This is a genomic window from Microbacterium sp. MMO-20 (assembly GCF_037147735.1).
Taxonomy (GTDB): Bacteria; Actinomycetota; Actinomycetes; order Actinomycetales; family Microbacteriaceae; genus Microbacterium.
Genome location: NZ_JBBCUU010000001.1, coordinates 455,417 through 481,487 on the forward strand (window position 1 = coordinate 455,417; position 26,071 = coordinate 481,487).

At 70.2% G+C, this 26,071-nt stretch carries 21 protein-coding genes; 7 read left to right on the top strand and 14 right to left on the bottom strand.

Features of this window, described 5'->3' with window-relative positions; genetic code table 11:
• Positions 1–18: 18 nt before the first annotated feature.
• The gene (locus WFI52_RS02325) at positions 19–483 is read left to right on the top strand and encodes a DUF3817 domain-containing protein (protein WP_336625196.1); all 465 of its coding nucleotides are present in this window, start codon (positions 19–21) and stop codon (positions 481–483) included.
• An 11-nt stretch (positions 484–494) separates the two neighbouring features.
• Here the strand turns inward: WFI52_RS02325 and WFI52_RS02330 are convergent, their stop codons facing one another.
• Positions 495–866, bottom strand: coding sequence for a VOC family protein (locus WFI52_RS02330; RefSeq protein ID WP_336625195.1), 372 nt, complete (start codon positions 864–866; stop codon positions 495–497).
• A gap of 75 nt (positions 867–941) precedes the next feature.
• On the opposite strand from WFI52_RS02330, the gene WFI52_RS02335 reads away from it, so the two are divergent.
• Both WFI52_RS02335 and WFI52_RS02340 read left to right on the top strand, forming a co-directional pair.
• Positions 942–1,352 carry a MarR family winged helix-turn-helix transcriptional regulator gene (locus tag WFI52_RS02335; RefSeq protein ID WP_336625194.1) on the top strand — a complete coding sequence of 137 codons (411 nt, stop codon included), beginning with the start codon at positions 942–944 and terminating at the stop codon, positions 1,350–1,352.
• Positions 1,353–1,386: 34 nt separating this feature from the next.
• Positions 1,387–1,944 carry a dihydrofolate reductase family protein gene (locus tag WFI52_RS02340; protein WP_336625193.1) on the top strand — a complete coding sequence of 186 codons (558 nt, stop codon included), beginning with the start codon at positions 1,387–1,389 and terminating at the stop codon, positions 1,942–1,944.
• Between the two features lie 28 nt (positions 1,945–1,972).
• Here WFI52_RS02340 and WFI52_RS02345 read toward each other — a convergent pair whose 3' ends face one another.
• Both WFI52_RS02345 and WFI52_RS02350 read right to left on the bottom strand, forming a co-directional pair.
• Entirely contained in the window at positions 1,973–3,139 is a 1,167-nt protein-coding gene (locus tag WFI52_RS02345) for a class I SAM-dependent methyltransferase (protein ID WP_336625192.1), read from the bottom strand.
• Positions 3,123–4,427 (bottom strand): DUF4921 family protein, encoded by a 1,305-nt coding sequence (locus WFI52_RS02350; RefSeq protein WP_336625191.1) that lies wholly within the window; start codon positions 4,425–4,427, stop codon positions 3,123–3,125. Before WFI52_RS02350 ends, WFI52_RS02345 begins: the two co-directional genes overlap by 17 nt.
• Positions 4,428–4,522: 95 nt before the next feature.
• Here WFI52_RS02350 and WFI52_RS02355 point away from each other — a divergent pair, with 95 nt between their 5' ends.
• On the top strand, positions 4,523–5,017 hold the full coding sequence (locus WFI52_RS02355; protein ID WP_336625190.1) for a DoxX family protein: 495 nt from the start codon (positions 4,523–4,525) through the stop codon (positions 5,015–5,017).
• Here the strand turns inward: WFI52_RS02355 and WFI52_RS02360 are convergent.
• The 3 genes from WFI52_RS02360 to WFI52_RS02370 form a co-directional block, all read right to left on the bottom strand.
• The gene (locus WFI52_RS02360) at positions 4,974–6,356 is read right to left on the bottom strand and encodes an MFS transporter (protein WP_336625189.1); all 1,383 of its coding nucleotides are present in this window, start codon (positions 6,354–6,356) and stop codon (positions 4,974–4,976) included. The genes WFI52_RS02355 and WFI52_RS02360 overlap by 44 nt on opposite strands.
• A gap of 127 nt (positions 6,357–6,483) precedes the next feature.
• Positions 6,484–7,377, bottom strand: a complete 894-nt coding sequence (locus WFI52_RS02365) for an NYN domain-containing protein (RefSeq protein WP_336625188.1) — start codon at positions 7,375–7,377, stop codon at positions 6,484–6,486.
• Positions 7,378–7,379: 2 nt separating this feature from the next.
• Complete coding sequence (locus WFI52_RS02370; protein ID WP_336625187.1) at positions 7,380–8,381, bottom strand: Gfo/Idh/MocA family protein; 1,002 nt, start codon at positions 8,379–8,381, stop codon at positions 7,380–7,382.
• A gap of 57 nt (positions 8,382–8,438) precedes the next feature.
• Between WFI52_RS02370 and WFI52_RS02375 the strand changes: the two genes are divergently transcribed.
• Positions 8,439–9,788: a M20/M25/M40 family metallo-hydrolase gene (locus WFI52_RS02375; protein WP_336625186.1), complete on the top strand. Its 1,350-nt coding sequence runs from the start codon at positions 8,439–8,441 to the stop codon at positions 9,786–9,788.
• A 143-nt stretch (positions 9,789–9,931) separates the two neighbouring features.
• On the opposite strand, the gene WFI52_RS02380 is transcribed toward WFI52_RS02375, so the two are convergent.
• From WFI52_RS02380 to WFI52_RS02390, 3 genes are read right to left on the bottom strand one after another with little or no spacing between them, the layout of a single operon-like run.
• Positions 9,932–10,873: a quinone oxidoreductase family protein gene (locus WFI52_RS02380; RefSeq protein WP_336625185.1), complete on the bottom strand. Its 942-nt coding sequence runs from the start codon at positions 10,871–10,873 to the stop codon at positions 9,932–9,934.
• Between the two features lie 13 nt (positions 10,874–10,886).
• Positions 10,887–14,807 (bottom strand): ATP-dependent RNA helicase HrpA, encoded by a 3,921-nt coding sequence (gene hrpA, locus WFI52_RS02385; RefSeq protein WP_442927661.1) that lies wholly within the window; start codon positions 14,805–14,807, stop codon positions 10,887–10,889.
• A gap of 52 nt (positions 14,808–14,859) precedes the next feature.
• Entirely contained in the window at positions 14,860–16,470 is a 1,611-nt protein-coding gene (locus WFI52_RS02390) for a dolichyl-phosphate-mannose--protein mannosyltransferase (protein ID WP_336625183.1), read from the bottom strand.
• A gap of 23 nt (positions 16,471–16,493) precedes the next feature.
• On the opposite strand from WFI52_RS02390, the gene rsmI reads away from it, so the two are divergent.
• Entirely contained in the window at positions 16,494–17,330 is an 837-nt protein-coding gene (gene rsmI / locus WFI52_RS02395) for a 16S rRNA (cytidine(1402)-2'-O)-methyltransferase (RefSeq protein WP_336625182.1), read from the top strand.
• Here rsmI and WFI52_RS02400 read toward each other — a convergent pair.
• The 5 genes from WFI52_RS02400 to WFI52_RS02420 all read right to left on the bottom strand — a co-directional run bounded on the left by WFI52_RS02400 (position 17,327) and on the right by WFI52_RS02420 (position 24,785).
• The gene (locus WFI52_RS02400) at positions 17,327–19,297 is read right to left on the bottom strand and encodes a glycoside hydrolase family 13 protein (protein ID WP_336625181.1); all 1,971 of its coding nucleotides are present in this window, start codon (positions 19,295–19,297) and stop codon (positions 17,327–17,329) included. The genes rsmI and WFI52_RS02400 overlap by 4 nt on opposite strands.
• Positions 19,298–19,391: 94 nt before the next feature.
• A complete protein-coding gene (locus tag WFI52_RS02405) occupies positions 19,392–20,864 on the bottom strand; it encodes an alpha-amylase (protein WP_336625180.1) in 1,473 nt (490 codons plus the stop codon).
• A gap of 4 nt (positions 20,865–20,868) precedes the next feature.
• Positions 20,869–21,822: a sugar ABC transporter permease gene (locus WFI52_RS02410; protein WP_336625179.1), complete on the bottom strand. Its 954-nt coding sequence runs from the start codon at positions 21,820–21,822 to the stop codon at positions 20,869–20,871.
• A gap of 1 nt (position 21,823) precedes the next feature.
• Entirely contained in the window at positions 21,824–23,455 is a 1,632-nt protein-coding gene (locus tag WFI52_RS02415) for an ABC transporter permease subunit (protein WP_239279626.1), read from the bottom strand.
• An 82-nt stretch (positions 23,456–23,537) separates the two neighbouring features.
• Positions 23,538–24,785 (bottom strand): sugar ABC transporter substrate-binding protein, encoded by a 1,248-nt coding sequence (locus tag WFI52_RS02420; RefSeq protein ID WP_336625178.1) that lies wholly within the window; start codon positions 24,783–24,785, stop codon positions 23,538–23,540.
• 189 nt (positions 24,786–24,974) lie between these two features.
• On the opposite strand from WFI52_RS02420, the gene WFI52_RS02425 reads away from it, so the two are divergent.
• Complete coding sequence (locus tag WFI52_RS02425) at positions 24,975–26,015, top strand: LacI family DNA-binding transcriptional regulator (RefSeq protein ID WP_336625177.1); 1,041 nt, start codon at positions 24,975–24,977, stop codon at positions 26,013–26,015.
• Positions 26,016–26,071 lie beyond the last annotated feature (56 nt).

A 26,071-nucleotide genomic window follows, 5' to 3' on the forward strand; every position in this document is an offset into this window, starting at 1 on the left:
TTCAGATAAACTGAAGGTATGTTCCGTTCTCCCTTCACACTCTTTCGCGCGCTCGCCTTCGCCGAGGTCGTCTCTTGGACATTGCTGATCGCGGGTCTCATCGTGCGCGCCGCGACCGGGTGGGCTCCCGCTGTCACGATCGGCGGCGGCATCCACGGATTCGTGTTCCTCTCCTACGGCGCCACCGTTGTGCTCGTCGCTCTCAACAACCGCTGGCGAGTCGGGCCGACCCTCCTCGCGCTTCTCAGTGCGATCGTGCCGTACGCGACCATCCCGGCAGAGCGCTGGGCGCACCGCCGCGGGATGCTCGCGGGGGAGTGGCGGACCTCTCCAGATGCCGCGGCATCCGACGCGCGCTGGTACGACCGGCCGCTCGCTTGGTTCCTGCGCCGTCCGTGGGTGCTCTTCCTCGCGCTGCTCGTGCTCGTCGCCGCGATCTTCGCTGTCCTCTTGCTGATCGGCCCTCCCGGAGGACGCAGCTGACGCGTCGGTCGTCAGTCGTAGGGAACCAGCTGCTGCAGCGTCCACCGGTTGCCGTCGGGATCGGCGAACGTCACGAAGCGGCCCCAGTCCTGTTCATCCACACCCTCAGCCGCGATGCCGAGCTCACGCAACTGGGCGAGTGCGGCATCTGCATCGGCGACGACGACCTGGATCGCATCGAGGGAGCCGGGGGCGAGGGTCGAACCGAGGTTCGTGCCGATCGCGATGGAACACGCCGACCCCGGCGGTGTCAGTTGCACGAACCGCAGCCCCTCATACGGTGTCGAGTCGTGATCGGCGTGGAACCCGATCGACGTATAGAAGTCCTTCGCACGGTCGACGTCTGTGACCGGGACGAAGATGAGCTCGATCTTCCAGTCCATTTTCCTGCCCTTCGCTCGATGGAATCACGGTACGCCGCACCTCGGACATCGCCGCCCGCTCGCTAGCATGTGCCTATGAGTCAGGACGACCCCCGCTTCAGCCCCGTCATCGCGCTCCTCGCGGTGTCGGCGATGTGGGAGGGGCAGCTCTCGTCGATCCTGCGCGACATCGGCATCACGACGCGCAAGTTCGGCCTGCTCGGGCACATCTACGCGGAGCCCGGCATCTCGTTCTCGGAGCTGGCGCGCCGCTCGCACATCACCGTTCAATCGGCGCACACGGCGGTCCGCACGCTCGTCGACGACGGGCTCGTCGAAGACGCGACAGCTCATGCCGGCGCCGCGAGCGACCTGCACGTCACACCCAAGGGCGCGAAGATCCTCCGCGACGCGCGCAGTCGCCTGTTCGAGCTCGACGAAGTCCTCGCCGAGCGTCTCCCCGGCGTCGCCGCCTCGCTCGACGGCATCCGCGCAGGAATCGTCTGACGCCGGACTGAGGCCACGACGCGAAAGGTCGACGATGGGCACGATCCGCTACGCGATCAACGTCACCCTCGACGGTTCGTGCCATCACGAGGCGGGCCTCGCGCCCGACGCGGAGTCGATGGCGTACTGGACCGGCATGATCGCCGACGCCCGGTCCCTCCTCTACGGCCGGGTGACGTACGAGATGATGCGCGACGCGTGGCGCCGGCCCGTCGCCGGGCCGTGGCCGGACTGGATGGATGCCGACGACCAGGCCTTCGCCGAGGTCATCGGCGCGGCGCGCAAACACGTCGTCGCCTCGTCGCCGACCGACCTCGGCTGGAACGCGGAGCGCGTCGCAGGCGACCTCGTGGCATCCGTGCGTCGCCTGAAAGACGAAACCGAGGGGATGATCCTCCTCGGAGGAGTGACCCTGCCGGTGGCGCTCGCCGACGCGGGACTCATCGACGAGTACATCTTCGTCGTGCAGCCTATGGTCGCCGGGCACGGCCCCACGCTGCTCGCGGGACTCCGCGACCGGATGACGCTGCGGCTCGTCGACCGTCGCGACTTCGTGTCGGGTGCCGTCGCGCAGCGCTACCGGCCGGCCTGAGCCCGCCCTGGGTCAGCGCCGCCCTGGGTCAGCGCCGCGTCGTCACCGTCACGGTGAAGCGCGGGTCGCGTGCGACCTGCCGGGTCGGACCGACGATGCGCTCGAGTGCGGCACGGTAGCGCAGAGGCGAGTTCCACACGCACCACAGCTCACCGCCGAGGCGCAGGACGCGGGCGGCATCGGCGAACAGCCGCGGCGCGATCTGGTCGGTGACGGCGGCGCCGGAGTGGAACGGCGGATTGAGCGTGATGAGAGACGCCGAGGCATCCGGCCGCTCCTCGAGCGCATCTGCGCGCTCAACGCGTACGCGGTCCTCGACACGATTCGCCCGCATCGTCTCGCCGGCCGACGCGACGGCAGAGGACGACGGATCGCTCGACACGACGAACGACGACGGATGCCGCGTCGCGAGCCAGGCCCCGATGATGCCGTTGCCGCACGCGAGGTCGAGCCACGGATCGTCCGGGCCGCCACCCGGCAGCACGTCAGGCAGGTGCGAGAGGAGCAACCGGGTGCCGGCATCGATGCTCGCGCCGCCGAACGTGCCGCCGTAGGCGCGCAGCTCGAGGCCGTCGATACGTGCTGCGGCCGGCGTGGGTGCCCGACCGTCGCGAGCGGAGCGCGCGATGAGCACGCGCGACTTCTGCCGCGCATGTGTCACGTCGACGCGCGCGAAGAAGGCGCCGAGCACGTCGTTCATCGCGCGCGTCATGTGCTTGATGCGCCCGCCCGCGAACACCGCGACGTCGGGCGCCGCGTGCTGCGCGATGAGACCCGCGATATCGCGCAGCGCATCGAGCGAGCGCGGCAGACGCATCAGGACGACACGGGCGCCGGTGACGAGTGCGGCGTCGAGCGCGGGGGAGGGTGCGACGACGTCGGCCAGGCCGAGGCCTGCCGCATTGGCCGCGATCGCACGCTCGCCCATCAGGGCGTCCTGGTGCACGCGGACGCGACCCGTGCCGCGTCGGTCCCGGGCGGCGAGCTCCCAGGCCGCGCCGAGGGCCAGCGCGCCGTAGGCGTCACCGATGACGACGATCTCGCCCGCGGCGGCGTCGGCCCTCGCCGAGGCGGACTCGTCGAGAATCAGGCGGTCGGCGGCATCCACCGCCACGAGTCCCGGCGCCTCGATGTCGGGCGTGCGGCGCAGCGCCTCGAACGGAAACGCCGCGAGCGGCTCACCAGGTCGAGGCATCGCCGTCCGCGTAGCGCAGGATCGCATCCGAGGCGACGCATTCGTCACCGATGCGGATGCCGGGGGCCAGGGCGCCGCCGGCGCGCAGTTCGAGCAGTGCGGCGACCGCGCGCCGCCGCAGCTCCCACGGGTCGATCGTGTTGACGTAGACCTTCGTCCCGCCCTCGAAACCGGCGGGGTTGGAGATGCGCCACTTCAGCACGACGCGCCACGGCATGGGCCAAGGCGCTCCCGGCGGCCGGTAGTGCCACTCCTCGTTCGTCGGGACGAGGGGCCCGGTCGCCGCGTGCAGTGCGTGCACGAGGTCGGAGACGGCGCGCACCCCGGCATCCGAGTGCTCGTGCGGGAGGTTCGCGTCGGAGGTCGAGAAAACCTCGAACGCCGGGTAGCGGTGCCCGACCCCCGCGAACGCGACCGCGCCGTCGGTCGCAGCGACGACGAGCCGCTCGGACACCGCGAGGTCGGCGATCTCGCGCTGATACAGGGAACGATCGTGAGCGAGCAGGCGCAGCTCGTGATCGACCTGAGGGCCGTGCTCATCGATCGCGACGAGCTGCTTGTGCAGGTGCTCGAACGAGGCGCCGGCCGGGCGCAGCCAGTTCTGGAACACGGCGACGTACGCGGCGTGCGGCTGCGCCGCCTGGATCTCGGCGAGAGCGCGGACGGTGAACGCGAAGTATGCGGCATGCTCGTCGGGCGTCAATGTGCCCGACGAGGCGAGCTGATCGTCGGTCGTCGCACCGTCGACGAGGTGCCGGCGCGCGACGATGACATCGTGCGATCCGCCGAGGAGGTCGAGTGCCGCCTCTTCGAGCGAGACCTCCTCGCCGCTCGCCGCAGCGCGGATGGCAGCGAGCTCGGCGATGTGCGCCCGGCCCTCGGGGCTCGACAGATACTCCTGCGCCCATTCGACGACCTCGGCCGGCTGGCGGAAGCCGTGGTTCTCGCGCCAGTACTCGGCCGAGACGATCTCGAAGAGGTTGCCGAACCGACGGAACTCCGCGACGGTGTCGAAGAGGTGCGCGGCGGACGTGTGACGCTGCTCGGTGAAGTGCGGGCCGACGAGCCGCGACTTCTCCGGCGTCGTCTCCAGGTACCGCGTCGTGCAGAAGGCGCAGAGCCGGTCGGCGTCGTTCGGCGTGACGCGGTGCGGCGTGTCACGCGGCGCCGCGATCGGTCGATTCGCGCGGCCGGGAACCGTCCAGACGCGCGTGCCGGTGAGGGGCCCGACCTGCTTGACAGTGCCGTCGGGCAGTCTTCGGATCGGGGATGGTGCAGCGCCGCTCACCCATCCACCCTATCCACCCGCCACGGCGGAGTAGAGGCCGCAGCCGGCCGGCGCAAGGGGGAGCGCTCCATCGCCGTGCGCGACAGGATGACATCATGAAGACGATCGCGCGCTGGCTGCTCGCCGGCGGAATGGTGTTCGCGGGACTCAGCCACCTTTTCTGGGCGCGCAAGGAGTTCCAATCCCAGGTACCCGACCTCGTCACCGAGGTCGTCCCGATCGATAAGGACGGGGTGGTCGTGGCATCCGGCGCCGTCGAGATCATGCTCGGGGCCGCCCTCGTCGTCCTGCCGGGCGAGCGTCGGCGCATCGGCGCGATCCTCGCCGCGTTCTTCGTCGCGGTGTTCCCCGGCAACATCGCCCAGGCGGTCGAGCGGAGATCCGCCTTCACCCTCGACACCGACCGGGCTCGCATCGTGCGACTCTTCTTCCAGCCGCTCCTCGTGGCGTGGGCGCTCTGGTCGACGCGCGACGGAGGTCGTGCCCGGAACGACGAGAGGGTGGATGCCTCGTGGCATCCACCCTCTCGTCTGCTCGCTGCGCGCGTCAGCGCTGCGCGGGCACCTTCACCGTGCCGGTCTCGGCGATGAGGCGCTCGCGGTCGACGCGGTCGACCTCGTGCAGCGAGATGCCCTTCGTCTCGCGCATCGAGATGACGGCGATGAGTGTGATCGCTGCAGCGATGGCGAGGTAGACGGCCACCGGGATGTACGACCCGTACGCCGACAGCAGCGCCGTCGCGATGATCGGCGCGAGCGATCCCGCCACGATCGACGTCACCTGGTAGCCCAGCGAGACGCCCGAGTAGCGCATGCGGGTCGGGAACATCTCCGACATGATCGCCGGCTGCGGCGCGTACATGAAGGAGTGGATGACGAGGCCCAGGCAGATCGCCAGGATGATGATCACCGGATCCGTGGTGTTGAACATCGGGAACGCGATGAAGCCCCATGCCGCGGCGCCGATCACGCCGATCGTGTAGACGGGCTTCCGACCGATGCGGTCGGCGAGGCCGCCCACGAGCGGGATCACGATCATGTGCACGATGTGCGCGATGACGAGCATGCCGAGGATCTCCGCGGTGTCGACCTCGAGCGCGATCTTCAGGTACGTGATCGAGAACGTCACGACCAGGTAGTACATGATGTTCTCGGCGAAGCGCAGGCCCATCGCGGTGAGCACGCCACGGGGGTAGCGCTTGAGCACCTCGAAGACGCCGTAGCGCACGTGGTCCTGCTGCTCGACCTCCTTCTGCGCCTCGACGAAGATCGGGGCGTCGGTGATCTTCGTGCGCACGTAGTACCCGATCGCGACGATGACGACCGACAGCCAGAAGCCGACGCGCCATCCCCACGCGAGGAAGGCCTCCTGCGAGAGGGTGCGGCTGAGGATCAGCAGCACGATCGTCGCGACGAGGTTTCCGATCGGGACGGCGGCCTGCGGGAACGATGCCCAGAAGCCGCGAGTCTTGTTGGGGGAGTGCTCGGCGACCAGCAGCACGCCGCCGCCCCACTCGCCGCCGACGGCGAAGCCCTGGGCGAAGCGCAGCAGCACGAGCAGCGCGGGCGCCCAGTAGCCGACCTGGGCGAACGTCGGCAGGCACCCCATGAGGAACGTCGCCACGCCGACGAGGATGATCGCGAGCTGCAGGAGCTTCTTGCGACCGTACTTGTCGCCGAAGTGGCCGAAGACGATGCCACCGAGGGGGCGCGCCACGAAGCCGACGGCATAGGTCACGAAAGCAGCGATGATGCCGGCGTACGGGTCATCCGACGGCGGGAACATGATGAGGTTGAAGACGAGCGTCGCGGCGGTGGCATACAGGAAGAACTCGTACCACTCGACGACGGTGCCCGCCATGGATGCCGTGACGACGCGTCGGAGACTCGACTCCTTGTACGTGCCGTCGGGTGCAGGGGCTGAAGCCATGCGCTGTTACCTCCTCGTAGAGCGCGGGACGACACCGTCTTCGGTGCCGCTCGGCGACGCTACCTGAAATATGATTCAGGTTCAAGGAAGAGTTCCGCACATGCCATGTGCGGTGACGCACGGAGGCTCAGTCGGAGGGCGTCTCCGAGCTGTGCAGACGCACGCGCACGATGTTCGTCGACTCGTCGATGTCGGCGACGGCGGGGTAGGCCTTGGCGAAGTCGGAGAACGAGCGATGGCCGAGTGCCTTCTCGCTGAACGACGGATCCATGCGCTTGAGCAGGTTCTTCACCGCCGACAGATGCACCCACTCGTCATCCGTGCGCTCGCGCTCGAGGATCAGTGCGCGACGCAGCAGCTCCGCGGTCGGGTCCTCGGTCTTCTTACGCCGGCGCGAGCCGCTCGACGCGGCCGCGGGGGCCGCGGCATCCGCCTTCTTCTGCGGCGCCGGATCGGGCGTCACACCCGGAAGCGAGTCGTACGCGTCGAACTGGTCGCACGCCGCGGCGAGCGATTTCGCCGTCGAGCCCGCGACGCCGACGCCCACGACGACGCGACCCAGCCGTTTGCAGCGCTGCGCGAGCGGGACGTAGTCGCTGTCGCCCGCGACGATCACGACGTGCGTGAGGTCGGGGAGGCGGAACATGTCCTCCACCGTGTCGACGGCCAGGCGGATGTCGGCGCCGTTCTTCGCATATGCAGCCGCGGGAAACAGCTGCACGAGGTCGACGGCGCGCGCGACGAGCTGCGAGCGGTACAAAGCGTTCACCGGAGACGACCAGTCTGCGTACGCGCGCGTCAGGACGAGGGTGCCGAACGATGCCGCGTAGTCGATGATCGCGCCCACATCGATCGTCGCGTCCTTCAGCTTCTGCGCGATCTCGGGGGAGTCGGGATCGGCGATGATCTTCTGCCGGTCGGCGGAGTAGGAATTGCGGCCGTGCACGCGGTCGTACCAGCTCATGACGATGTTGTCGAAGTCGAGGTAGACGGCGACACGGGGGTTCTGGAGGTCCGGCACGATCAGCGCTCCTCGGCGGTCGCGGTCAGGGAGGGGTAGTCGACGCCCAGCTGGTCGCGGATGTCGTCGAGGGTCTGCATGATCCGGACCGACTCGTCGAAGCCGAGCAGCGCACTGTCGGTGCGTCCGGCGCGGAGCAGCTCTTCGGCGTAGAGCGCCTGGAACTGCATGCCGCGCCCCTCGACCTCACTCGTGTACTCCTCGACCACCGTGCCGTCGGTCGCCGTCACACGGAAGGAGGTCGGGGTGTACCAGACGCGGTCGATGTCGATGCGGGCGTCGCTGCCGACGATGTGCGCCGTGTTCGGCCCTGCGCCGCGCGAGCTCGTCGCGATCGATGAGACCCCGCCGCCGGCGTGTGTGAGGGCGATCGCCGCCTCGGTGTCGGCGCCGGTGTCGCCGAGGCGCCCGATCGCCTTCGCCGCGGTGACGGCGCCGAGGATGTCGACGGCGAACGACACGGGGTAGATGCCGAGATCGAGGAGCGCGCCGCCGCCGAGCTCCAGCGCGTTCAGGCGGTGAGCGGGGTCGGTGGGGAGTGCCTGTGTGTGATCGGCGATGACCATGCGCACCTCGCCCAGAGTGCCGGCCGCGACGATCTCGCGGATGCGCACCATGTGCGGGAGGTAGCGGGTCCACATCGCCTCCATGGCGAGGAGGCCGCGCGACGTCGCGGCGGTGCGGATCTCTGCCGCCTGCGCGGCATCCAGCGTCACGGCCTTCTCGATGAGCACGTGCTTGCCGGCCTCGAGAGCGAGCAGGGCGTGGTCGCGGTGATGGCTGTGCGGCGACGCGACGTAGACGATGTCGATGTCGGGATCGGCGACGAGGCTCTCGTAGGATCCGTGCGCACGCGGCACGCCGTACTCGGCGGCGAACGCATCGGCGGATGCCTGGCTGCGTGAGCCGACCGCGGCGAGGTCGAGGCCCGCCGTCCGGAGGTCCTGTGCGAACGCGTGGGCGATGCCGCCCGTGGCCAGGATTCCCCAGCGGATGTCGGTCATGATCCGAGCCTAGTCGTGACGCGTGTGGCTCCGCGGTGCGCGTCGTAGGCTCGTGTGATGACCGACGACGAGGATGCCGCGCTCGCGCGGTTCCGCACGCTCCTGCAGATCCCGACCGTCTCCCACACCGACGAGGATCTCATCGAGTGGGGGCCGTTCGACGACTTCCTCGCCGAGGTCGTGCGACTCTATCCGCGTCTCCACGAGACGCTCGATCGCGAGGTGATCGACGGACATTCGCTGCTGTATCGCTGGCCGGGATCGGCTCCGGCGGCCGCCTCCGACCCGCTGGTGCTCATGGCGCACCTCGACGTCGTCCCCGTCGTGGCCGAGGAGTGGGCGCAGGCGCCCTTCGCCGCCGAGATCGTCGGCGACGGCGACGATGCCGAGATCCACGCCCGTGGCGCGATCGACGACAAGGGGTCGCTCGTCGCGATCCTCGAAGCCGTCGAGCAGCTGGTCGCGAGCGGATTCACCCCCGCGCGCGACGTGTACTTGTCGTTCGGGCACAACGAGGAGACCGCGGGCGGTGGTGCGCGCGCGATCGTCGACGTGTTGCGCAGTCGCGGCATCCGTCCGGGGCTCGTGATCGACGAGGGCGGCGCTGTCGTCGACGGCGTCGTCCCCGGCGTGCGCGTGCCGACGGCGATGGTCGGTGTCGCGGAGCGGGGCGTCATGACGGTGCTGCTCACGGCCCGCGAGAACGGCGGGCACGCGTCCACGCCGCCCGCGATGCCGGCGACCGTGCGCCTCGCACGCGCGATCGACCGGCTGCACCGGCATCCGTTCCCCACGCGCATCGCGCCCCCCGTCCGCGCACTGTTCGCGACGATCGCTCCGCACGCGCCTCAGCCGCTGCGCTGGGTGTTCCAGAACCTCGCTCTCACGGGGCCGCTCCTCGCACGGGTGTTCCCGCACCTGGGCCCCGAGATGAACGCTCTCGTGCGCACGACGGCGGTCGCGACCGAGCTGTCCGGTGCTCCAGGCGAGAACGTCCTCGCGACCTCCGCGCGCGCGTCGGTCAACATTCGCCTGCTGACCGGCGACACGGTGGAGGGAGCGGCCGCGCGCGTCCGCCGCGTCGTCGGCGACGCGCAGATCGAGGTGGACGTGCGGCACGGCTCGGACCCGTCGCCCGTCTCGCCGTGGCGGGGCGAGCCGTGGCGACGGATCGCGACCGCCGTGCGCGACGGACTCGGCGACGAGATCGTCACGACGCCCTACATCCAGCTCGGCGCGAGCGACAGTCGCTGGTTCACCGAGATCTCCGACAACGTCTACCGGTTCACCCCGTTCCACCTCACCCGGGCCGAGCGCGACGCGCTGCACTCGCACAACGAGCGCATCCGCGTCGGCGTGTGGTTGCGGGGCATCGGCTTCTACCGCGCTCTCGTCGCGGCCAGCTGAGTCCGGCCGTTCGCCGACCCGCGCCCCGCCGCCGCCCCACTGCAAGGGATCGTGGCCGACACGCCGCGCATCGCCGCCGCGCGTCGGCGTGTCGTGTCGAATCCCTTGCAGTTCGGGCGGGCGGCGGGCGCCCGGCGCGGGCGTCAGGGGCGCAGCACGACCTTGCCGTCGGTGCCCTTATCGACGAGGCGGTGCGCCTCGGCGGCCTCCGCGAGCGGGAGCTCGGGACCGATCTCGACCGTGAACGCCCGGGCCGCGATGAGCGCCGCGGCTACCGGGATCGCCTCGCGGCGCCACGCGAGTTCCTGTGCGGTGAGGGGATCGGGGCTGCCGCCGCTGAACGCACGGATGCCGAGGCCGGCGGCGTCGGCGCCGCGCACGAGCGTCGCGATGCGACTCCTGTCGCGTACCAGGGCGATCGACTGGGCGAGTGCCTCGTCGGTGCCGACGAGGTCGATCGCGACCGTGACGCCCTGCGGTGCGAGCTCGTGCACGCGGTCCATGACACCCGGGCCGTACGGCAGCGGCGTCGCGCCCAGAGCTGCGACCCGATCGGCGCGACGGTCGCTCGTCGTCCCCAGTACGGTCGCGCCGTAGAGGCGCGCGAACTGGACGACGGCCTGACCGACCGAGCCCGATGCGGCGTGTACGAGCACGGTGTCCTCCGGGCCGATTCCGAGCGACTGCACCGTCTGGTAGGCCGTTCCGACCGGGATGCCGAGGGCAGCGCCCTGCGCCGCGCTCACCTTCTCAGGACGTCGGACGACGTGCGACGCCGGTACGACGAGGTCGGTGGCGTAGGCGCCGCGCGCGCCTGTGACGATCACGGCGTCGCCGGGGAGGTAGCCCTCGACGCCGTCGCCGACGGCGGTGATGATGCCCGCGGCATCCGAGCCGATGCGTCGGGGCTCGGTGATGGGCGGAGACGGGCGCAGCCCCGCCCGCAGCTTCAGGTCGAGGGGGTTCACCCCGACCGCCTCGACGCGGAGGGCGACCTCGCCCGCGCCGGGCGCGGGCACCTCGATGTCGATCGTGGTGAGGACCTCCGGCCCTCCGAGTTCGGTGTACGCGATGGCGGTGCTCATGGTGGTGCCCACACTACGTCGCGCGCGATAAGTCCCGCTCGGCGAGGACCTTCGCGATCCGCTGCAGCGAGACCGGTTCGGCCGTCCCGAGCTGCTGGGCGTAGAGGCTGACGCGGTACTCCTCCAGGAGCCAGCGTGCGCGCACGAGGGGCGTGGCGGCATCCGCCGGCACGGGGATCGCGCCGCCGGCCTCCGTGAATGCCGCTGCGGCGCGTTCGAACTCTGTCATGCGCTGTCGATCACGCCCGGGCGCATCGGCGAGAGCGCGCACCCGCAGGAGCGCCCCCTCCAGGTACCGGGGGAGGTGCGCGAGACGGCTCAGGCCGGTGCGGGCGAGAAATCCGGGGAAGACGAGGCCCGCGAGCTGCGCCTTCACATCGCCGAGGGCCGCGAGGAGCGTCATCGAGGTCTGTGCTTTGACTGCCCGCTCGACGTCGCGCTGCAGCGTCAGGATGCGCGCGGCGAGCGAGACGGCCGCGAACAGGTCGTCGACGACGGCGGCCGAGAAGGCGTCCCGAACCGCGCCGAACTGCTCCGGTGTGCGCACGCCCTCTGGTGCCGTGCGTGCCAGGACGGCGTCCGCGACCGCGACGCGGGCGTCCTCGATGAGCGCCTTCGCCGAGGGATACGGGGATGCCGCGAGCGACAGCTTCTCCGCCGCGGTGAGGTGCTTGAGCACGTACGCGCTCGGCGAAGGGACCGCCAGGAGCAGCAGACGCCGCACCCCATCGTGCGTGAGGCGCGCTGCGCGCTCGGGGGTGGACTCGATGCGCAGCGCCACGGCATCCTTCTCGTCGACGAGCGCCGGATAGCCGCGCACGACACCGCCCGCAACGCGCGTGTCCACGACCTCGGGCAGCGTGCCGACATCCCACGCGGTGATCCCGGTGCGCTCGGCGATGGTCGCCGCACCGGGACCGGATGCGGACGCGTTCGGTCGCGCCGGCGACACGCCTCCCGCCGGCGACGGCTCTCGTGTGAGCGTGCGGGCGACCTGCTCCCGCGCGCGCCCGGCGAGACCGCGCTGCAGCTCGGTGAGATCGTGCGAGGACCCCACCGTACGGCCGCGGTGATCGACGGCGCGGAACGTGACCGTCAAGTGGGCGGGGACCCGTTCGAGTTCGAAGTCGGCGGCCGTGACGGGCTGATTCGCGACGCGTTGGATCCGGCTGGCCAGAGCCGCGGTGAGCGTCTGCGCGGGGAGTCCATCGTTGTCTTCGGGACCGGCTCCGCGCAGGTCGTCACCGAGTTTCGCCGCCCAGTCGGCCGCGGGGACGACGTGGCGGCGGATCGCTTTGGGCAGTGCGCGCAGGAGCGCCGTGACGAGCTCGGCGCGCAGCCCCGGCACCTGCCAGTCGAAGCCGTCAGGGCGGAGAGAGGCCAACAGCGGCAGGGGGACGACGACGCTGACACCGTCGTCGGGCGCGCCGGGCTCGAACCGGTAGGCGAGCGAGAGCACCTGGTCGCCCTGCTGCCAGCGCCCGGGGAAGTCGCGCTCGTCAGAGCGTCCCGCGCCCTCGCGCAGGTCGTCCTCGCTGAGGTCGAGCAGGCGCGGCGTGCGGACGGAAGCCTCGCGCCACCACGTCTCGAACGACCGGACGTCGACCACGTCCTGCGGAACACGCGCGTCGTAGAAGGCGAAGACGGCTTCGTCGCCGGCGAGGATGTCGCGGCGTCGCTCACGCTCCTCGACCTTCTCGAGACGTCGGCGCAGTTCGAGGTTGCGGCGCTCGAAGGCGGTCAGCTTCTTGTCGAGGTGCGACGAGTTCCACTCACCGTCGGTCAGCGCGTGACGGAGGAACAGCTCGCGCGCGAGCGGGCGGTCGATGCGCGCCAGCTGCACGCGTCGCCGCGGGATGATCTCGACACCGAAGAGGGTCACCTTTTCGGCCGCGACCGCCGCCCCGGCATCCTTCGACCAGTGCGGGTCGCTGAGCGACCGCTGCGCGAGCTCGCCCGCCGGCTCCTCGGCCCACGCCGGGTCGATCACGGCGACGGTCCGCGCGTACAAGCGCGACGTCTCGACGAGCTCGGCGGCCATGACCGCGTCGGGCGAGGCCTTGCGCAGCGCCGAGCCCGGGAAGATCGCGAACGATGCTCCGCGCGCACCGCGATACGTCGCCTGCGGTCCGCGCTTGTCGCCGGGCTTCGTCTTGGCGAGGGAACGCGTGTCGAGGATGCCGATGTGCGAGAGAAGACCCGCGAGGATCGCCCGATGCACGAGCGTCGGATCGGCCGCCGCCTCCGCCGCCGCGGCGCCGCGCACGCCGAGAAGCTGGCGCAGCTGGCGGTGCACGTCGAACCACTCGCGAACGCGGACGTAGTTCAGGAACTCCGCTCGGCACAGGCGTCGGAACGCGCTCGAGCCCAGGTCGCGCTGCTGCTCCTGCAGATGGTTCCAGAGGTTCAGAAGGGAGAGGAAGTCGCTCGTCGGGTCGGCGAAACGCGCGTGGAGGCGCTCGGCCTGCTCGCGCGCCGCGCCCTCCTCGACCGATGGCCGTTCGCGGACGTCCTGGATCGACAGACCCGCGACAATCGCGAGGACGGGAGCGAGGACGCCCAAGCGTCGCGCCTCGAGCAGCATGCGTGCGAAGCGAGGGTCGATCGGGAGGCGTGCGATCTCGCGTCCGAGCTTCGTGAGCCGGCGTCCCTCGCGGCCGCGCGCGCTCTCGACGGCGCGCAGTTCCAGAAGCAGTTCGAACGCCGCCTTCACGCCGCGGCTGTCGGGCTTCGTGAGGAACGGGAACTCCTCGATGTCGCCGAAGCCGAGGGCGAGCATCTGCAGGATGACGGCGGCGAGAGACGTGCGGAGGATCTCGGGCTCGGTGTACTCGGGGCGGGACAGGAAGTCCTCTTCCGTGTAGAGCCGGATCGCGATGCCGTCCGACGTGCGCCCTGCGCGACCGGAGCGCTGCTGCGCCGACGCCTGCGAGATCGCTTCGATCGGGAGCTGTTGGATCTTCGTCCGCGCGCTGTAGCGGGAGATGCGCGCCGTGCCGGCATCCACGACGTAGCGGATGCCGGGGACGGTGAGGCTCGTCTCGGCGACGTTCGTCGCGAGGACGATGCGGCGTCGCAGCCCTGGCACGGTCGACGGTTCGAACACGCGGTGCTGCTCCGCTGCGGAGAGGCGTCCGTAGAGCGGAAGCACCTCTGTGGGGCGGGTGTCCTTCGCGTACATGCCGCGTACGGCATCCATCGCATCGCGAATTTCCGCCTCGCCGGGCACGAACACCAGGACGTCCCCGTCGGGCTCGCGATCGAGCTCGCGGAGGGCGGCGGCGAGAGCGTCGACGTCGTCGCCGGTCTCCGTGGCGGCGTCCTCGACGGCGCCGCGGTAGCGGATCTCGACGGGGTAGGTGCGGCCGGAGACCTCGACGATCGGAGCGGGCGCACCCGAAGCGTCCGCGAAGTGCGTCGCGAAGCTCTCCGGGTCGATCGTCGCCGAGGTGACGATGACCTTGAGGTCGGGACGCTCGGGGAGGATCCGCGCGAGGTAGCCCAGCAGGAAGTCGATGTTCAGTGATCGCTCGTGCGCTTCGTCGACGATGATCGTGTCGTAGCGGCGCAGGAGCCGGTCGCGGTGGATCTCGTTCAACAGGATGCCGTCGGTGACGAGAGCGATCTTCGTGTCCGCCGACACCTGGTCGGTGAAGCGCACCTTGTAGCCGACCGCGCCGCCGAGAGGCACCTCGAGTTCGTGCGCGATGCGCTCGGCGATCGTCCGCGCGGCGATGCGGCGGGGCTGCGTGTGGGCGATCGCGGTACGGCCGAGCTCGAGGCAGATCTTCGGTAGCTGCGTCGTCTTGCCCGACCCCGTCGCACCCGCGACGATGACGACCTGATGCCCCGCGATCGCGCGCGCGATCTCGTCCCGCGCGGCGCTGACGGGCAGCTCCGGCGGGTAGGAGATCACGGGTTCCGGGGAAGGCATAGCCCTCCATCGTATGCGCTCGCCGCTCGCATCGGCGGCACGGGCACCGCCGCTAGACCCAGCCCTGCATCCAGTTGTGCAGGCGGTAGAACTCATACGGCACCTGCATCGCCGACCAGAGCGGGTACCAGAAGATCGAGAGCAGGACGGCTACCGCCAAGAAAACGATGACGACCCGCTGTCCCGCCGTGCGCCGGGAGACGACGGTCGACGCCGCCCCCGCGACGTGCTGCAGCGCGAAGGTGAGCGCCAGCAACAGGAACGGCCAGATCGCGATCGTGTAGAACTGGAAGATCGTGCGCTCGGGGTACGCCATCCAGGGGAGCCACGTGGCCGCGATTCCGACGAGGACCACCGCATACCGCCAGTCGCGCATCAGCACGAATCGGTACACGAGGAAGACGGTCGCGGCGATGCTCGCGTACCAGAGCAACGGGTTCGGCATGCTGTAGAGGATGTCGAGGCATCCCGCATCGCCACCCGCGCAGCCGGACTGCCCGTTCGCCGTCGCCTGCGCGTACATCGACGTCGGCCGCAGCAGCAGCGCCCACTGCCAGGCGGGGCTCGCGTAGCTGTGTGGCGAGGTCATCCCCGTCATCGACCCGTAGATCGTGGTGTGGTACTTCCAGAGGCTCTGAAGGCTGAGCGGCACCCACGCGAAGAAGCCCGTCGCCGGGTTCGCGTCGGCGGCATGCCGGTCGTAGCCACCATCCGTGACGAGCCACCCCGTCCACGAGGCGAGGTAGACCACGAAAGCCACGGGGACGAGGAGGACGAAGGATGCCGCGCCCTGACGCACCGCGTCGGTCGGCCAGAACGTGATGCCGAGCCGGCGTCGCTCGAGGGCGTCGGTCACGACGACATAGAGGCCGATCGCCGCGAGCACCCATACCCCGGACCACTTCACGGCGGTGGCGGCGCCCGCCGCGGCGCCCGCCGCGAGCAGCCACGGACGGCTCCACAGGATCGGGCCCCAATGCAGGGGAGCGGCCGACTCGCCGACCGGTGCGCGGAGCACGGTCAGCGCCGCGAGGCGGTCGAGGGCCTTCGCCCGGTCGAGGATGACGAACCAGAAGGCGAGGAGCACGAAGAACGCGAGGAACGTGTCGAGGAGCGCGACCCGACTCATGACGATGCCGAGGCCGTCGATCGCGAGGAGGCCCGACGCCACCGTGGCGAAAACGGTCGAACGGGTGAGCGACCGTGCGACGAAGAAGAGGAGCAGCACGAGCGCCGTGCCGAACATCGCGGTCGCGAAGCGCCAGCCGAACGAGTTGTCCGGGCCGAACAGCCACATGCCCGCGCCGATCAGGTACTTGCCGAGCGGGGGATGCACGACGAAGCTCGGGTCGGTCGTGAAGATGTCGGTCTCGCCGGCGGCGAACCTGACATCCGCGCCGTCGGGCCAGGTCGCGGCATAGCCGAGGTTCCACTGGCTCCAGGCATCTTTCACGTAATACGTCTCGTCGAAGACGAGGCTGTGCGGATGCCCCAGGTTCCAGAACCGCAGGATGCCGGCGAGGGCCGTGACGAGCACCGGCGCGAGCCAGCTGCACAGGCGCCCCAGTCGGGCATCGGCGCCCACGCGGGCACGCCAGAGGTCGTACCTCGACGGGCGCTCGGCGCTCGGCTGCGGCGGCAGCAGCGCGTCGGTCGTCGTCACAGGCACCAGCCTATGCTGGGGCGGTGATCATCCTCGCCGCGACGCCCATCGGAAACCTGGGGGATGCCTCTGCCCGGCTCGTCTCGGCACTCGAGAGCGCGACCGTCGTCGCCGCGGAGGACACGCGCACGACACAGCGTCTGATGCAGGGGCTCGGCATTGCGAACCGCCCGAAGCTCATCGCCCTCCACGATCACAACGAGCGTCAGCGCGCCGCCGAGCTCGTGCAGCGGGCGCGCGACGAAGACCTGCTGGTGCTGAGCGACGCGGGCATGCCCACCGTCAGCGACCCGGGCTACGCGCTCGTCGTCGAGGCGATCGCGCAGGGCGTGACGGTGACCGCGATCCCGGGCCCGAGCGCCGTCGTCACGGCGCTCGCCGTCGCCGGCCTGCCGACCAACCGCTTCACGTTCGAGGGCTTCCTCCCGAGAAAGGACGGCGATCAACGTCGCGCGCTCGCCGCCCTCGCCGCCGAGCCGCGCACGATGGTCTTCTTCGAAGCTCCGTCGCGCCTCGCCGAGACCCTCGGGGCGATGGCCGAGGCCTTCGGCGCCGACCGCCCCGGAGCCGTCTGCCGCGAGCTCACGAAGCTCCACGAGGAGGTCGTGCGTGACGGCCTCCAGGCCCTCGCCGCCTGGGCGTCGGACGGCGTCAGGGGCGAGATCGTGATCGTCGTCGGCGGCGCACCCGCCCGCGCCGTCTCGGCGGACGACGCGCTCGCCCAGGTGCAGAGCCTCGTGGCCTCGGGCACCCGGCTCAAGGACGCCGCCGCCGAGGTCGCGGCCCAGACCGGTCTGTCGAGCCGCGACCTGTACCAGGCCGTCCTCGCGCGGAGGGCCCGGCCTCCCGCGACCGACTAGGCCACCGCGTCGCCGGCGGGCCCACCCAGCTGCACGAACGCCTCCGGAGTGAGCGGGGTGTCCCGCTCGGTCGCCGAGGGCGCGCGAAGACCCGGCAGCGCCCACGCCGCGAAGCCGGTGTCCGCCACCCGCACCCGGATGGCAACGTCGCCGGAGGCCGTGAGCTCCGCGTCGCCGAAGAGCGGGCGTGCGGCGTCCGCGCCGATGACGAGGGGTGCCTCGACCGTGGTGTCCAGACCGCCGCGCGCGGCGACGACGAGCACGCACTCCTCGGCGCTCTCCCGCACGAAGGCGACGCCCGTCTCGCCCACGTGCACCCAGCGCAGCCCGCCCGTCCGCAGCGCCGGGTGGGCACGGCGAAGCGCGATCAGCTCGCGGTAGAGGGCGATCCGGGCGGCGACGGCGGGTTCGCCGATCTGGTCCCAGGGGAGCGGCGTGCGGCTCATCTCGCCGTCGACGCCCTCGAGTCCGAACTCGTCGCCGGCGTAGACGACGGGGATGCCGGGGAGTGTCATCGACAGCCCGACGGCGACCGCGACCGCGCCGGGGGACGCGTAGGTCGCGAAGCGCGCGGTGTCGTGGGTGTCGAGCGCGGTCATCGTGCCGCGTTGCACCCGCCAGGGGATCTGGCTCGTGAACCGCTCCCACTGCGCCACGAACTGCGCGGCCGTGTAGCGGGGCATCCCGGTCGGCAGTCCGAAGAACCACATGTCGTCGCTCACGCTGCCGTCGAACCCGCGATGCGGGACGCGGCGCGGGTCGGCGAGCCACGACCACACGCCGCGCGTGAAGGCGGGGTAGGTCATGCCGCCGTGCCAGGCGTCGCCCTGCAGGTCGCTCGCCGCGTCGTTGGTCGACTCGGCGAGCAGGAGGGTCTCGGGCTCGACGTCGATCATCGTGCGCCGGAGGGTGCGACGCACCTCGGCGTTGAGGTCTTCGGCGCCGAGTCGACCGGTCATGTTCGCCACGTCGATGCGCCAGCCGTCGATCGCGAACGGGGGCCGCAGCCACTGCGCGACGACCGAATCGGGACCTTCGATGAACCGTCGCCGCAGCTCCGGGCTGTTCCAGTCGAACTTCGGCAACGTCGGTGCGTCGAGCCAGGTCTCGTACACGGTGTTCTCGTCGTCGGCGAAGTAGTAGAACTCACCCTCGGCGGCACCCGGGTGACCGAACGCGGAACGGAACCAGTCGTGGGCGCTGCCGGAGTGGTTCGTGGTCAGGTCGCCGATCACGCGGATGCCGCGTGCGTGGGCCGCCTCGACGAGCCGCAGATACGCGTCGTCGCCGCCGAGGAGCGGATCGACGGCATCGAAGCGCGAGGCGTCGTAGCGATGGTTCGACTCCGCCGGGAACACCGGCGTGTGGTAGAGCGCCGTGACGCCGAGGTCGACGAGATGGTCGAGACGCTCGGCGGCGCCGTCGAGGTCGCCGCCGTAGAACTGGCGGCCGCGGCCGGGGTGTACCGGGTCGAGCGGCTCGTCCCACGCCGCCGCGATCGCCCACTCCGGCGCCGGGCGCGCGTCGGCCGCCGCGGAGCGCGCGAACCGGTCGGGGAAGATCTGGTAGAGCACGGTGTCGTCCATCCACGCCGGGGGCGGATTCTCGGCGACGAGGGCGAAGTCCTGGCCGTCGAGGGCGTCGATGTCGCTCAGTCCGCCCTGGTTCAGCACCTGCACGCGCCCGTCGGCGAGCACGAGGTGGAACCGATACCCGTGACGCGGATTCGCGACCACGATGTGCGCCGTCCACCATTCCCAGTCGTCGACGGCGCCATCGCGGGCGGCCTCGACCCACGCCGGCTCGTGGTCGGGGTTCGAGCGCACGAGCACGCGCGCGAGCGGACCGTAGCCGGCCGGCACGCGCAGGCGTACGGTGACGGTGTCGCCCAGACGGGGCGCGTCGTGCGAGACGTGTAGCGGCGAGCCGTCGTGGTGGGGACGGAGGGCGGGGGAGGAGAGGGTCATGAGGACCTCCGGGTCTGTGCCGACTCCGACGTCGGCGAATGCGACGTGGTTGCACGCGGTGCGCGTGACAGAGCCCCTCAGTTGTGTCCGAAGTCTATCGCCGCATCGCGCCGATGTGCACCGCCACGACGCCCTCCGCGGGAACCTCTGCTCGCGCGGTGCCGCCGTCGACGGTCACGGTCGTGCCCGTGCACGTGCCCGAAGCCGCGGAACGGGCACCGCCGCTTACGACGTCGCAGTACGCGCCGTCGGGAAGGGTCGTGGCGACGCTCGCCTCGGCCGCCGCGTCTTCGGTGTTGACCAGCACGAGTGCGCGGCCCTGCCGCTCGAATCCCGACACGTCGCCGTCCGAGACGCCGGGGAGGCGCGGAGCGTCACCCGCGAAGCGCCGGAGTTCCAGAAGGCCGGCGATCGCCGTCCACGCCTCGGTGCAGACGCGTTCGCCGTCGTCGTACGCCGCCTTCGGCCCGGTGACGCCGTCGCACGTGCCGCCGAGCGCCGCGCCGTCGGAGCCCGCAGGAGGGCCCGCGTCGCGGTCGCTGAACGCGTAGCCGGAGTACACCACGGGCGTGCCGTAGTCGTCGGCCAGCATGAGCGCGTTGGCGATGAGGTAGAGGCCGCCGTCGCGATACGTGAGGGATGCCTCGCCCCGCTCCGTGTCGTGGTTGTCGACGAACACGACGGCCCGATCGGAGTCGACGTGCAGCGGTCGCGTGTCGCCGAGCTCGGGGTCGCCGACGATGCCGGCCTTCAGCGCCGGGCCGAGGTCGCGCGCGTACTGGAACTCGAACACCTCGCCGAATCCGGTGTACTCCTCGGGCTGCACGGGCTCCGAGGCTGCGCCGCGGATCACCTCGCTCCAGATGAGGGGGTCGCCCGGCAGGGCCCCGACGATCTCAGCGAGGTCGTCCGCGGCGATGTGCTTGGCGGCATCGATGCGGAAGCCCGCGACGCCGAGATCGAGCAGGTGCCCGAGGTATCCCTCGATCGCCGCCTGCACGCGCGGCGACGACGTGTCGAGGTCGGCGAGGTTCGACAGTTCGCACGTCTGTACCTGCTCGCGCGAGGTGTAGTCGGCGATGTCGTCGTCGTCCGTGAGCGCGCAGTGGTGGAAGTCGGTCTCGTCGTACAACCCGGGATACGCGTAGTGGGTGAAGCGGGTGCCCCCGGTTCCGACGCCGCCGTCGATGCCCGCCATGTGGTTGATCACGGCGTCCGCGATGATCCCGACTCCGGCATCCGCGCACCGGGACACCATGTCGGCGAACTCCGCCTCGGTGCCCAGCCGCGAGGTGAGGGCGTACGAGACGGGTTGATAGCTCGTCCACCACTGCGGTCCGGCGATGTGCTCCTGCGGGGGAGAGGTCAGCACCCATGCGAATCCGGCGGGGCCGATCGTCGTCTCGCACTCGTCGGCGATCGAGGTCCACGGGCGCTCGAACAGCTGCACGGCGACGTCGCGCGCGGCGGGCGCGGCCTCGGGCGCCGCGGACGTTCCGGTGCAGCCGGTGAGCATCGCGAGGGCCGCCGCGGCGGCGACGAGCGCCGCCGCGCGCAGCACCCTCACGAGATCACTTGACCGATCCGGCCGTCAGGCCGCCCACGATGAACCGCTGCAGGGAGAGGAACAGCGCCATCGGCAGGATGGCGGCCAGCACCGCGCCTGCGGCGAAGACGCTCCAGTTGCGCGCCGTTTCCTGCGAGACGAACTGGTAGAGACCGACGGCCAGGGTCTGCTTGTCGGGGTCGACGAGGATGACCGACGCGATCAGGAAGTCGTTCATCGTGCCGATGAACGACAGCAACCCGATCACCGCGAGCACCGGGGCGACCAGGCGCAGGATGATCGTGAAGAAGATGCGCGCGTGGCCGGCGCCGTCGATCTTCGCCGCCTCGTCGATGGATGCCGGGACGGTGTTGAAGAACCCGTACATGAGGAACGTGTTGACCCCGAGCGCGCCGCCGAGGTAGACCATGATCAGGCCGATCTGCGAGTTCAGACCGAGCGCGGGGAAGATGTCGCCGATCGCCGACATCAGCAGGAAGATCGCGACGACCGCCAGCAGCTGCGGGAACATCTGCACCAGCAGCAGCGTCAGCAGGCCGAACCGACGTCCGGTGAAGCGCATGCGCGAGAAGGCGTAAGCCGCGAGCGCGCAGAGCACCACCGTGAAGAACGACGTCGTGAGACCGATGAAGATCGAGTTCACGAACCATGCACCGTACGGGCGCAGCGGGTCTTGGAAGAGCGCGATGTAGGCGCCCAGGTCGACGTTCGCGAAGAGGCTGTTGGCCGTCAGCAGCGTGCCGCCGGGGTTGAGCGACGCGGACAGCACGTAGACGAGGGGGAACCCCGCGAACACGAGCATGACGATGCCGATGATGTGGCGCCAGCCGGTCTCGCGGAACCAGCGTCCGAAAGGACGACGCGGTTCCTTCGCGCCCGGCACGCCGGCTTCGGCGACGGCCTCGGCGGATGCGGCGGCGAGGGGCCCTCCGCCGGGCAGTGCTTCTTGGATCGTCATGTCAGTTCAGCTCCTCGAGGACCTTGGTCTGGCGGAAGCTCAGATACGAGATGACCGCAACGAGCACGAAGATGATGATCGAGAACGCGCTCGCCAGGCCGTAGTCGCGCTCGGCTCCGACGAACGCCACCTTGTAGACCATCGAGATGAGGATGTCGCTCGCGCCGACGTTGATCGAGGCATCCGCGAACCGCGGGCCGCCGCCGGTGAGCATGTAGATCAGGTTGAAGTTGTTGAAGTTGAACGCGAACGACGAGATCAGCAGCGGAGCGACCGAGACCAGCAGCAGCGGGAACTTGATGTGCCGGAAGATCTGCCACACGCCCGCGCCGTCGACCTTGCCGGCCTCCTGGATGTCTTCCGGGATCGCCTGGATGGCACCGGTGGTGACCAGGAACATGTACGGGAAGCCGAGCCAGAGGTTCACGATCAGGATCGACAGCTTGGCCAGCCACGGATCCTGCAGCCAGGGGATGGATGCCCCGCCGAACAGCGTCTGGTTGATGAAGCCGAAGTCCTGGTTGAACATGCCCTGCCACACGAGCGCGGACAGGAAGGCGGGGAAGGCGTACGGCAGGATCATGATGACCCGGTAGTACTTCTTGCTCTTCATCCGCGGATCGTTGAAGACGATCGCCAGGAACAGGCCCAGGGCGAACGTCGTCGCCACCGACAGGATCGCGAACGCGAACGTCCACAGGGTGACGGCGATGAACGGGCCGCGGATCGACTCCGTGGTGAACGCGCGGACGAAGTTGTCCAGCCCGACCCACACCTGCCAGCCCGTCGCGAGGCTCTGCCCGTCGTCCGATTCGAAGGAGCCGTTGCCGTTGTCGTGGTAGACCACGCCGGTGTCGCTGTTCGTCATCGTGTCGGCGGCGGGGTCCCAGACGAGCGTCGAGATGAACTGGTAGGCCGTCGATCCGTCGCGCGTCTGCAGCGTGCCGTCGTTGGGGTCGTCGGAGAACGGGACCGCCATCGCGCTGATCGCGGCCTGGTTCGAGACGAGCTGGCCGAAGTCGAGCGTCGTGTAGCCGGGGAGGGAGACGGCGCGGTCGCCGGAGAACTCGGCGTCGGCCGCCGGCTCGAGCGGTCGGTCGGTGCCGCCCACCTCGGCGCCGCCGTCGGGGGTGGTCACGAGGAAGAAGAACTGGCCGTTCTGCTCGAGCACCGACAGGGGGTAGGCGGCGGAGTCCTCGACGCGCTGCTGATTCTGGATGAGGAGCGCATTGACGGCGTCGTCCTTCGTGGACACGTGTCCGGAGCCGTAGTTGGTGAAGGCGATGTAGACGCAGTAAAGGACGACGAAGATCTGGAAGACGAAGAGGAAGACCAGGCCCGGCGTGAGGTACTTCGCCGGGAGCATGCCCGGCACCAGGTAGACGACGTTGATCGCGAGGACGGCGAGGGCCACGATCGCGGCGATCAGGACGTTGCCCTGCGTCAGGAGCACGAGGATCGCGTAGATCGCGAGGGCGTCGATGATGCCCAGGCACACGATCTTGACGAGCCACACCTTCCAGCCGGCCCCGGCGGCCTCCGCCCAGCGCTCGGCGCGCTTCGCGCGACGGGCTGCGGCCCGGTCCTCGGGCGTGCGGACGGGGGGTGGATCAGTGATCGCGGATCCGGTCATCGTAGACTCCAGACGTCGTTCTAGGGGGAGCATAGGAGTTCGGGGCGGCGTCTGGTCCAGACGCCGCCCCGAACTCGCGGGATCAGCCGAGCTTGCTCTTGATCGAATCGGCCATCTTGACCCAGTCGCCGGCCGGGTCGGACGAGCCCTTGATCAGGGCCGCCTCGGTCTTGCCCCAGTCATCCCAGACCGAGCCCATCTGCGGGACGCTCGGCATCGGGACGGCGTTCGCGCCGACCTTCGCGAAGCCCGCGATCAGCGGGTCGGACTGCGCGGCCTCGAACGACTCGGTCAGCGCCGGCGGGCGGCCGCCGGCCTCGAACAGAGCGGTCTGCACGTCGGGGGTGGCGATGTAGTTGACCAGGAACTCGTTCGCGATCAGGGCATTGCTGCTCTTCGCACTCAGGAAGAAGGTCTGCACGCCGGCGAACGGCTGGGCCGCCTCGCCGCCCGCGCTCGGGATGGCGTCGACCGACACGTCGATGCCGGCCTTCTGCGCGTCCGCGACGTTCCAGGGACCCGTCAGGAAGTACGGCGACTTGCCCGCGTTGAAGGCCTCCTTGGCGAGGTCGCCGGAGAGGTTGAGGTTGAGCACCTTGGTACCGGTGTCACCCTGCGCCGTCAGCCAGCCCGCGAACTTCTGGCCCGCCTCGTCGCCGATGGTGAGCTGGCTCGCGTCATACGAGCCGTCGTCGTTCTGCGCGAAGACCGTGCTGCCGAAGGAGGTCTGGAACGGGTAGAGGTGGTACGGGTCGGATGCCTGGGGGTCCAGGCCCACGACGAACGGGTACTCGGTGCCCGCCGCCTGGCCCTTCGTGATCATCTCGTCGTAGGTCGCGGGGGTGGAGTCCGCGAGCGCCGTGTTGCGCAGGATGGCGATGTTCTCGATGGCGTACGGCAGGCCATAGGTCTTGCCGTCGTAGGTCACGGCCTGGATGGCGACCTTCTCGAAGTCGGCGGTCTTGTCGCCGAGCTCGACCGGGGCGACGATGCCGTCCTTGACGAACGCGCCGATCCAGTCGTGGCCGCCGATCGTGATGTCGGGGCCCTTGCCGGTGGGGACCTGCGCCGTGAACTCGTCGCGGATCTTGCCGTAGTCCTTGACGACCAGGTTGACCTTGACGCCCTTCTCCTTCTCGAACGTCTTCGCGACGTCTTCGAGCGCGCGCGCACGGTCGGCGTCGACCCAGACGGTCAGGGATCCGCTGGCGGCGCTCGCGCCGTCGGTGGGGGTCGTGGTGCTGCCGGTGCTGGAGCAGCCGGCAAGAGCCAGCATGCTGGCTGCGACGGCGATTCCCGCCGCGAGCATGCCCTTCTTGTTCACCTTCATCGGTGTGCCTCTCATTGTCGTCGGCAATGGGGCCTGGTCGAGGCCCCATCGCCGTCATGTGCTCGTGCCGCAGGAAGGTGCGCGCACCCTCCGATTGTGCGGGATGGCGCACCCGTCACGACACGGATCGTGGGGGTTCGTTACAGAACTGTGACCGGTCACAGGATCCTGTGGTCTGGACACTACCACATGCCGCTCGGAGCGGTAGAGTCTGCTCTCGTGACTTCCGCAGAGACGCCCCGCAAGCCGACGATCCGCGATGTCGCGCGCGTCGCCGGCGTCTCGCACGGCACGGTGTCGCGCCTCCTCAACGGCGGGCACTGGGTCTCTCCCGAAGCGCGCGAAGCCGTCGAGGCGGCCATCGCGAGCACCGGGTACACCGCCAACCACGCGGCGCGCAGCCTCGCGACGGGGCGGTCGGGCTCGCTCGCGTTCCTGCTGACCGAGTCGCAGCAACTCCTCTTCTCCGACCCGATCTTCGCGCTCCTGCTGCGCGGTGCCACCGAGGCCCTCGCGGAGCGGTCGATGACCCTCGTGCTGCTCATCGCCGGCACCGACGCCGAGCGCGAGAGCGTGGAGCGGTATGTCCGGGCAGGCCACGTCGACGGCGTGCTGCTCGTGTCGTCGCACGAGTCCGACGCGCTGCTCGCGTCGCTCGTCGCCGCGGGCGTCCCGACCGTCTGCTCCGGTCTGCCGCTGAGCGACCTCGCCATCCCGCATGTCGCGATCGACGAGGTCGGCGCGGCGCGCGAGATGACGGCCCACCTCCTCGCGGCCGGTCACCGCCGGATCGCCCTGATCGCGGGCCCGAACGACACCCCGGGAGGCAGGCTCCGCCTCGAGGGCTACCGTGCCGAGATGGGCGACCGGTTCGACGAGACCCTCGTCGAGCAGGGGAGCTACAAGAGGTCCAGCGGCGACGCGGCCATGACGAGACTCCTCGAGCGCGCGCCCGACATCGATGCGGTCTTCGCGGCGAGCGACGTCATGGCGGTCGGCGCGATCGACGCGCTGCGGCGTGCCGGAAGACGCGTGCCCGACGACGTCGCCGTCGCGGGGTTCGACGATTCGGGTCTCGCCGAGACCCACAGTCCTCCGCTGACGACGATGCGGCAGCCCTGGTCGCAGATCAGCTCGACGATGGTCGACATGGTGCTCGATGTCATCGAGGGGCACCCGCGCGAGGCCGTCGTGCTCCCGACGACGCTCGTCGAGCGCGCGACCGCGTGAGGCATCCGCTCCCCGTCACACGAGCCGGAGCGCGGGATGCCGCCGCCTAGAATCAT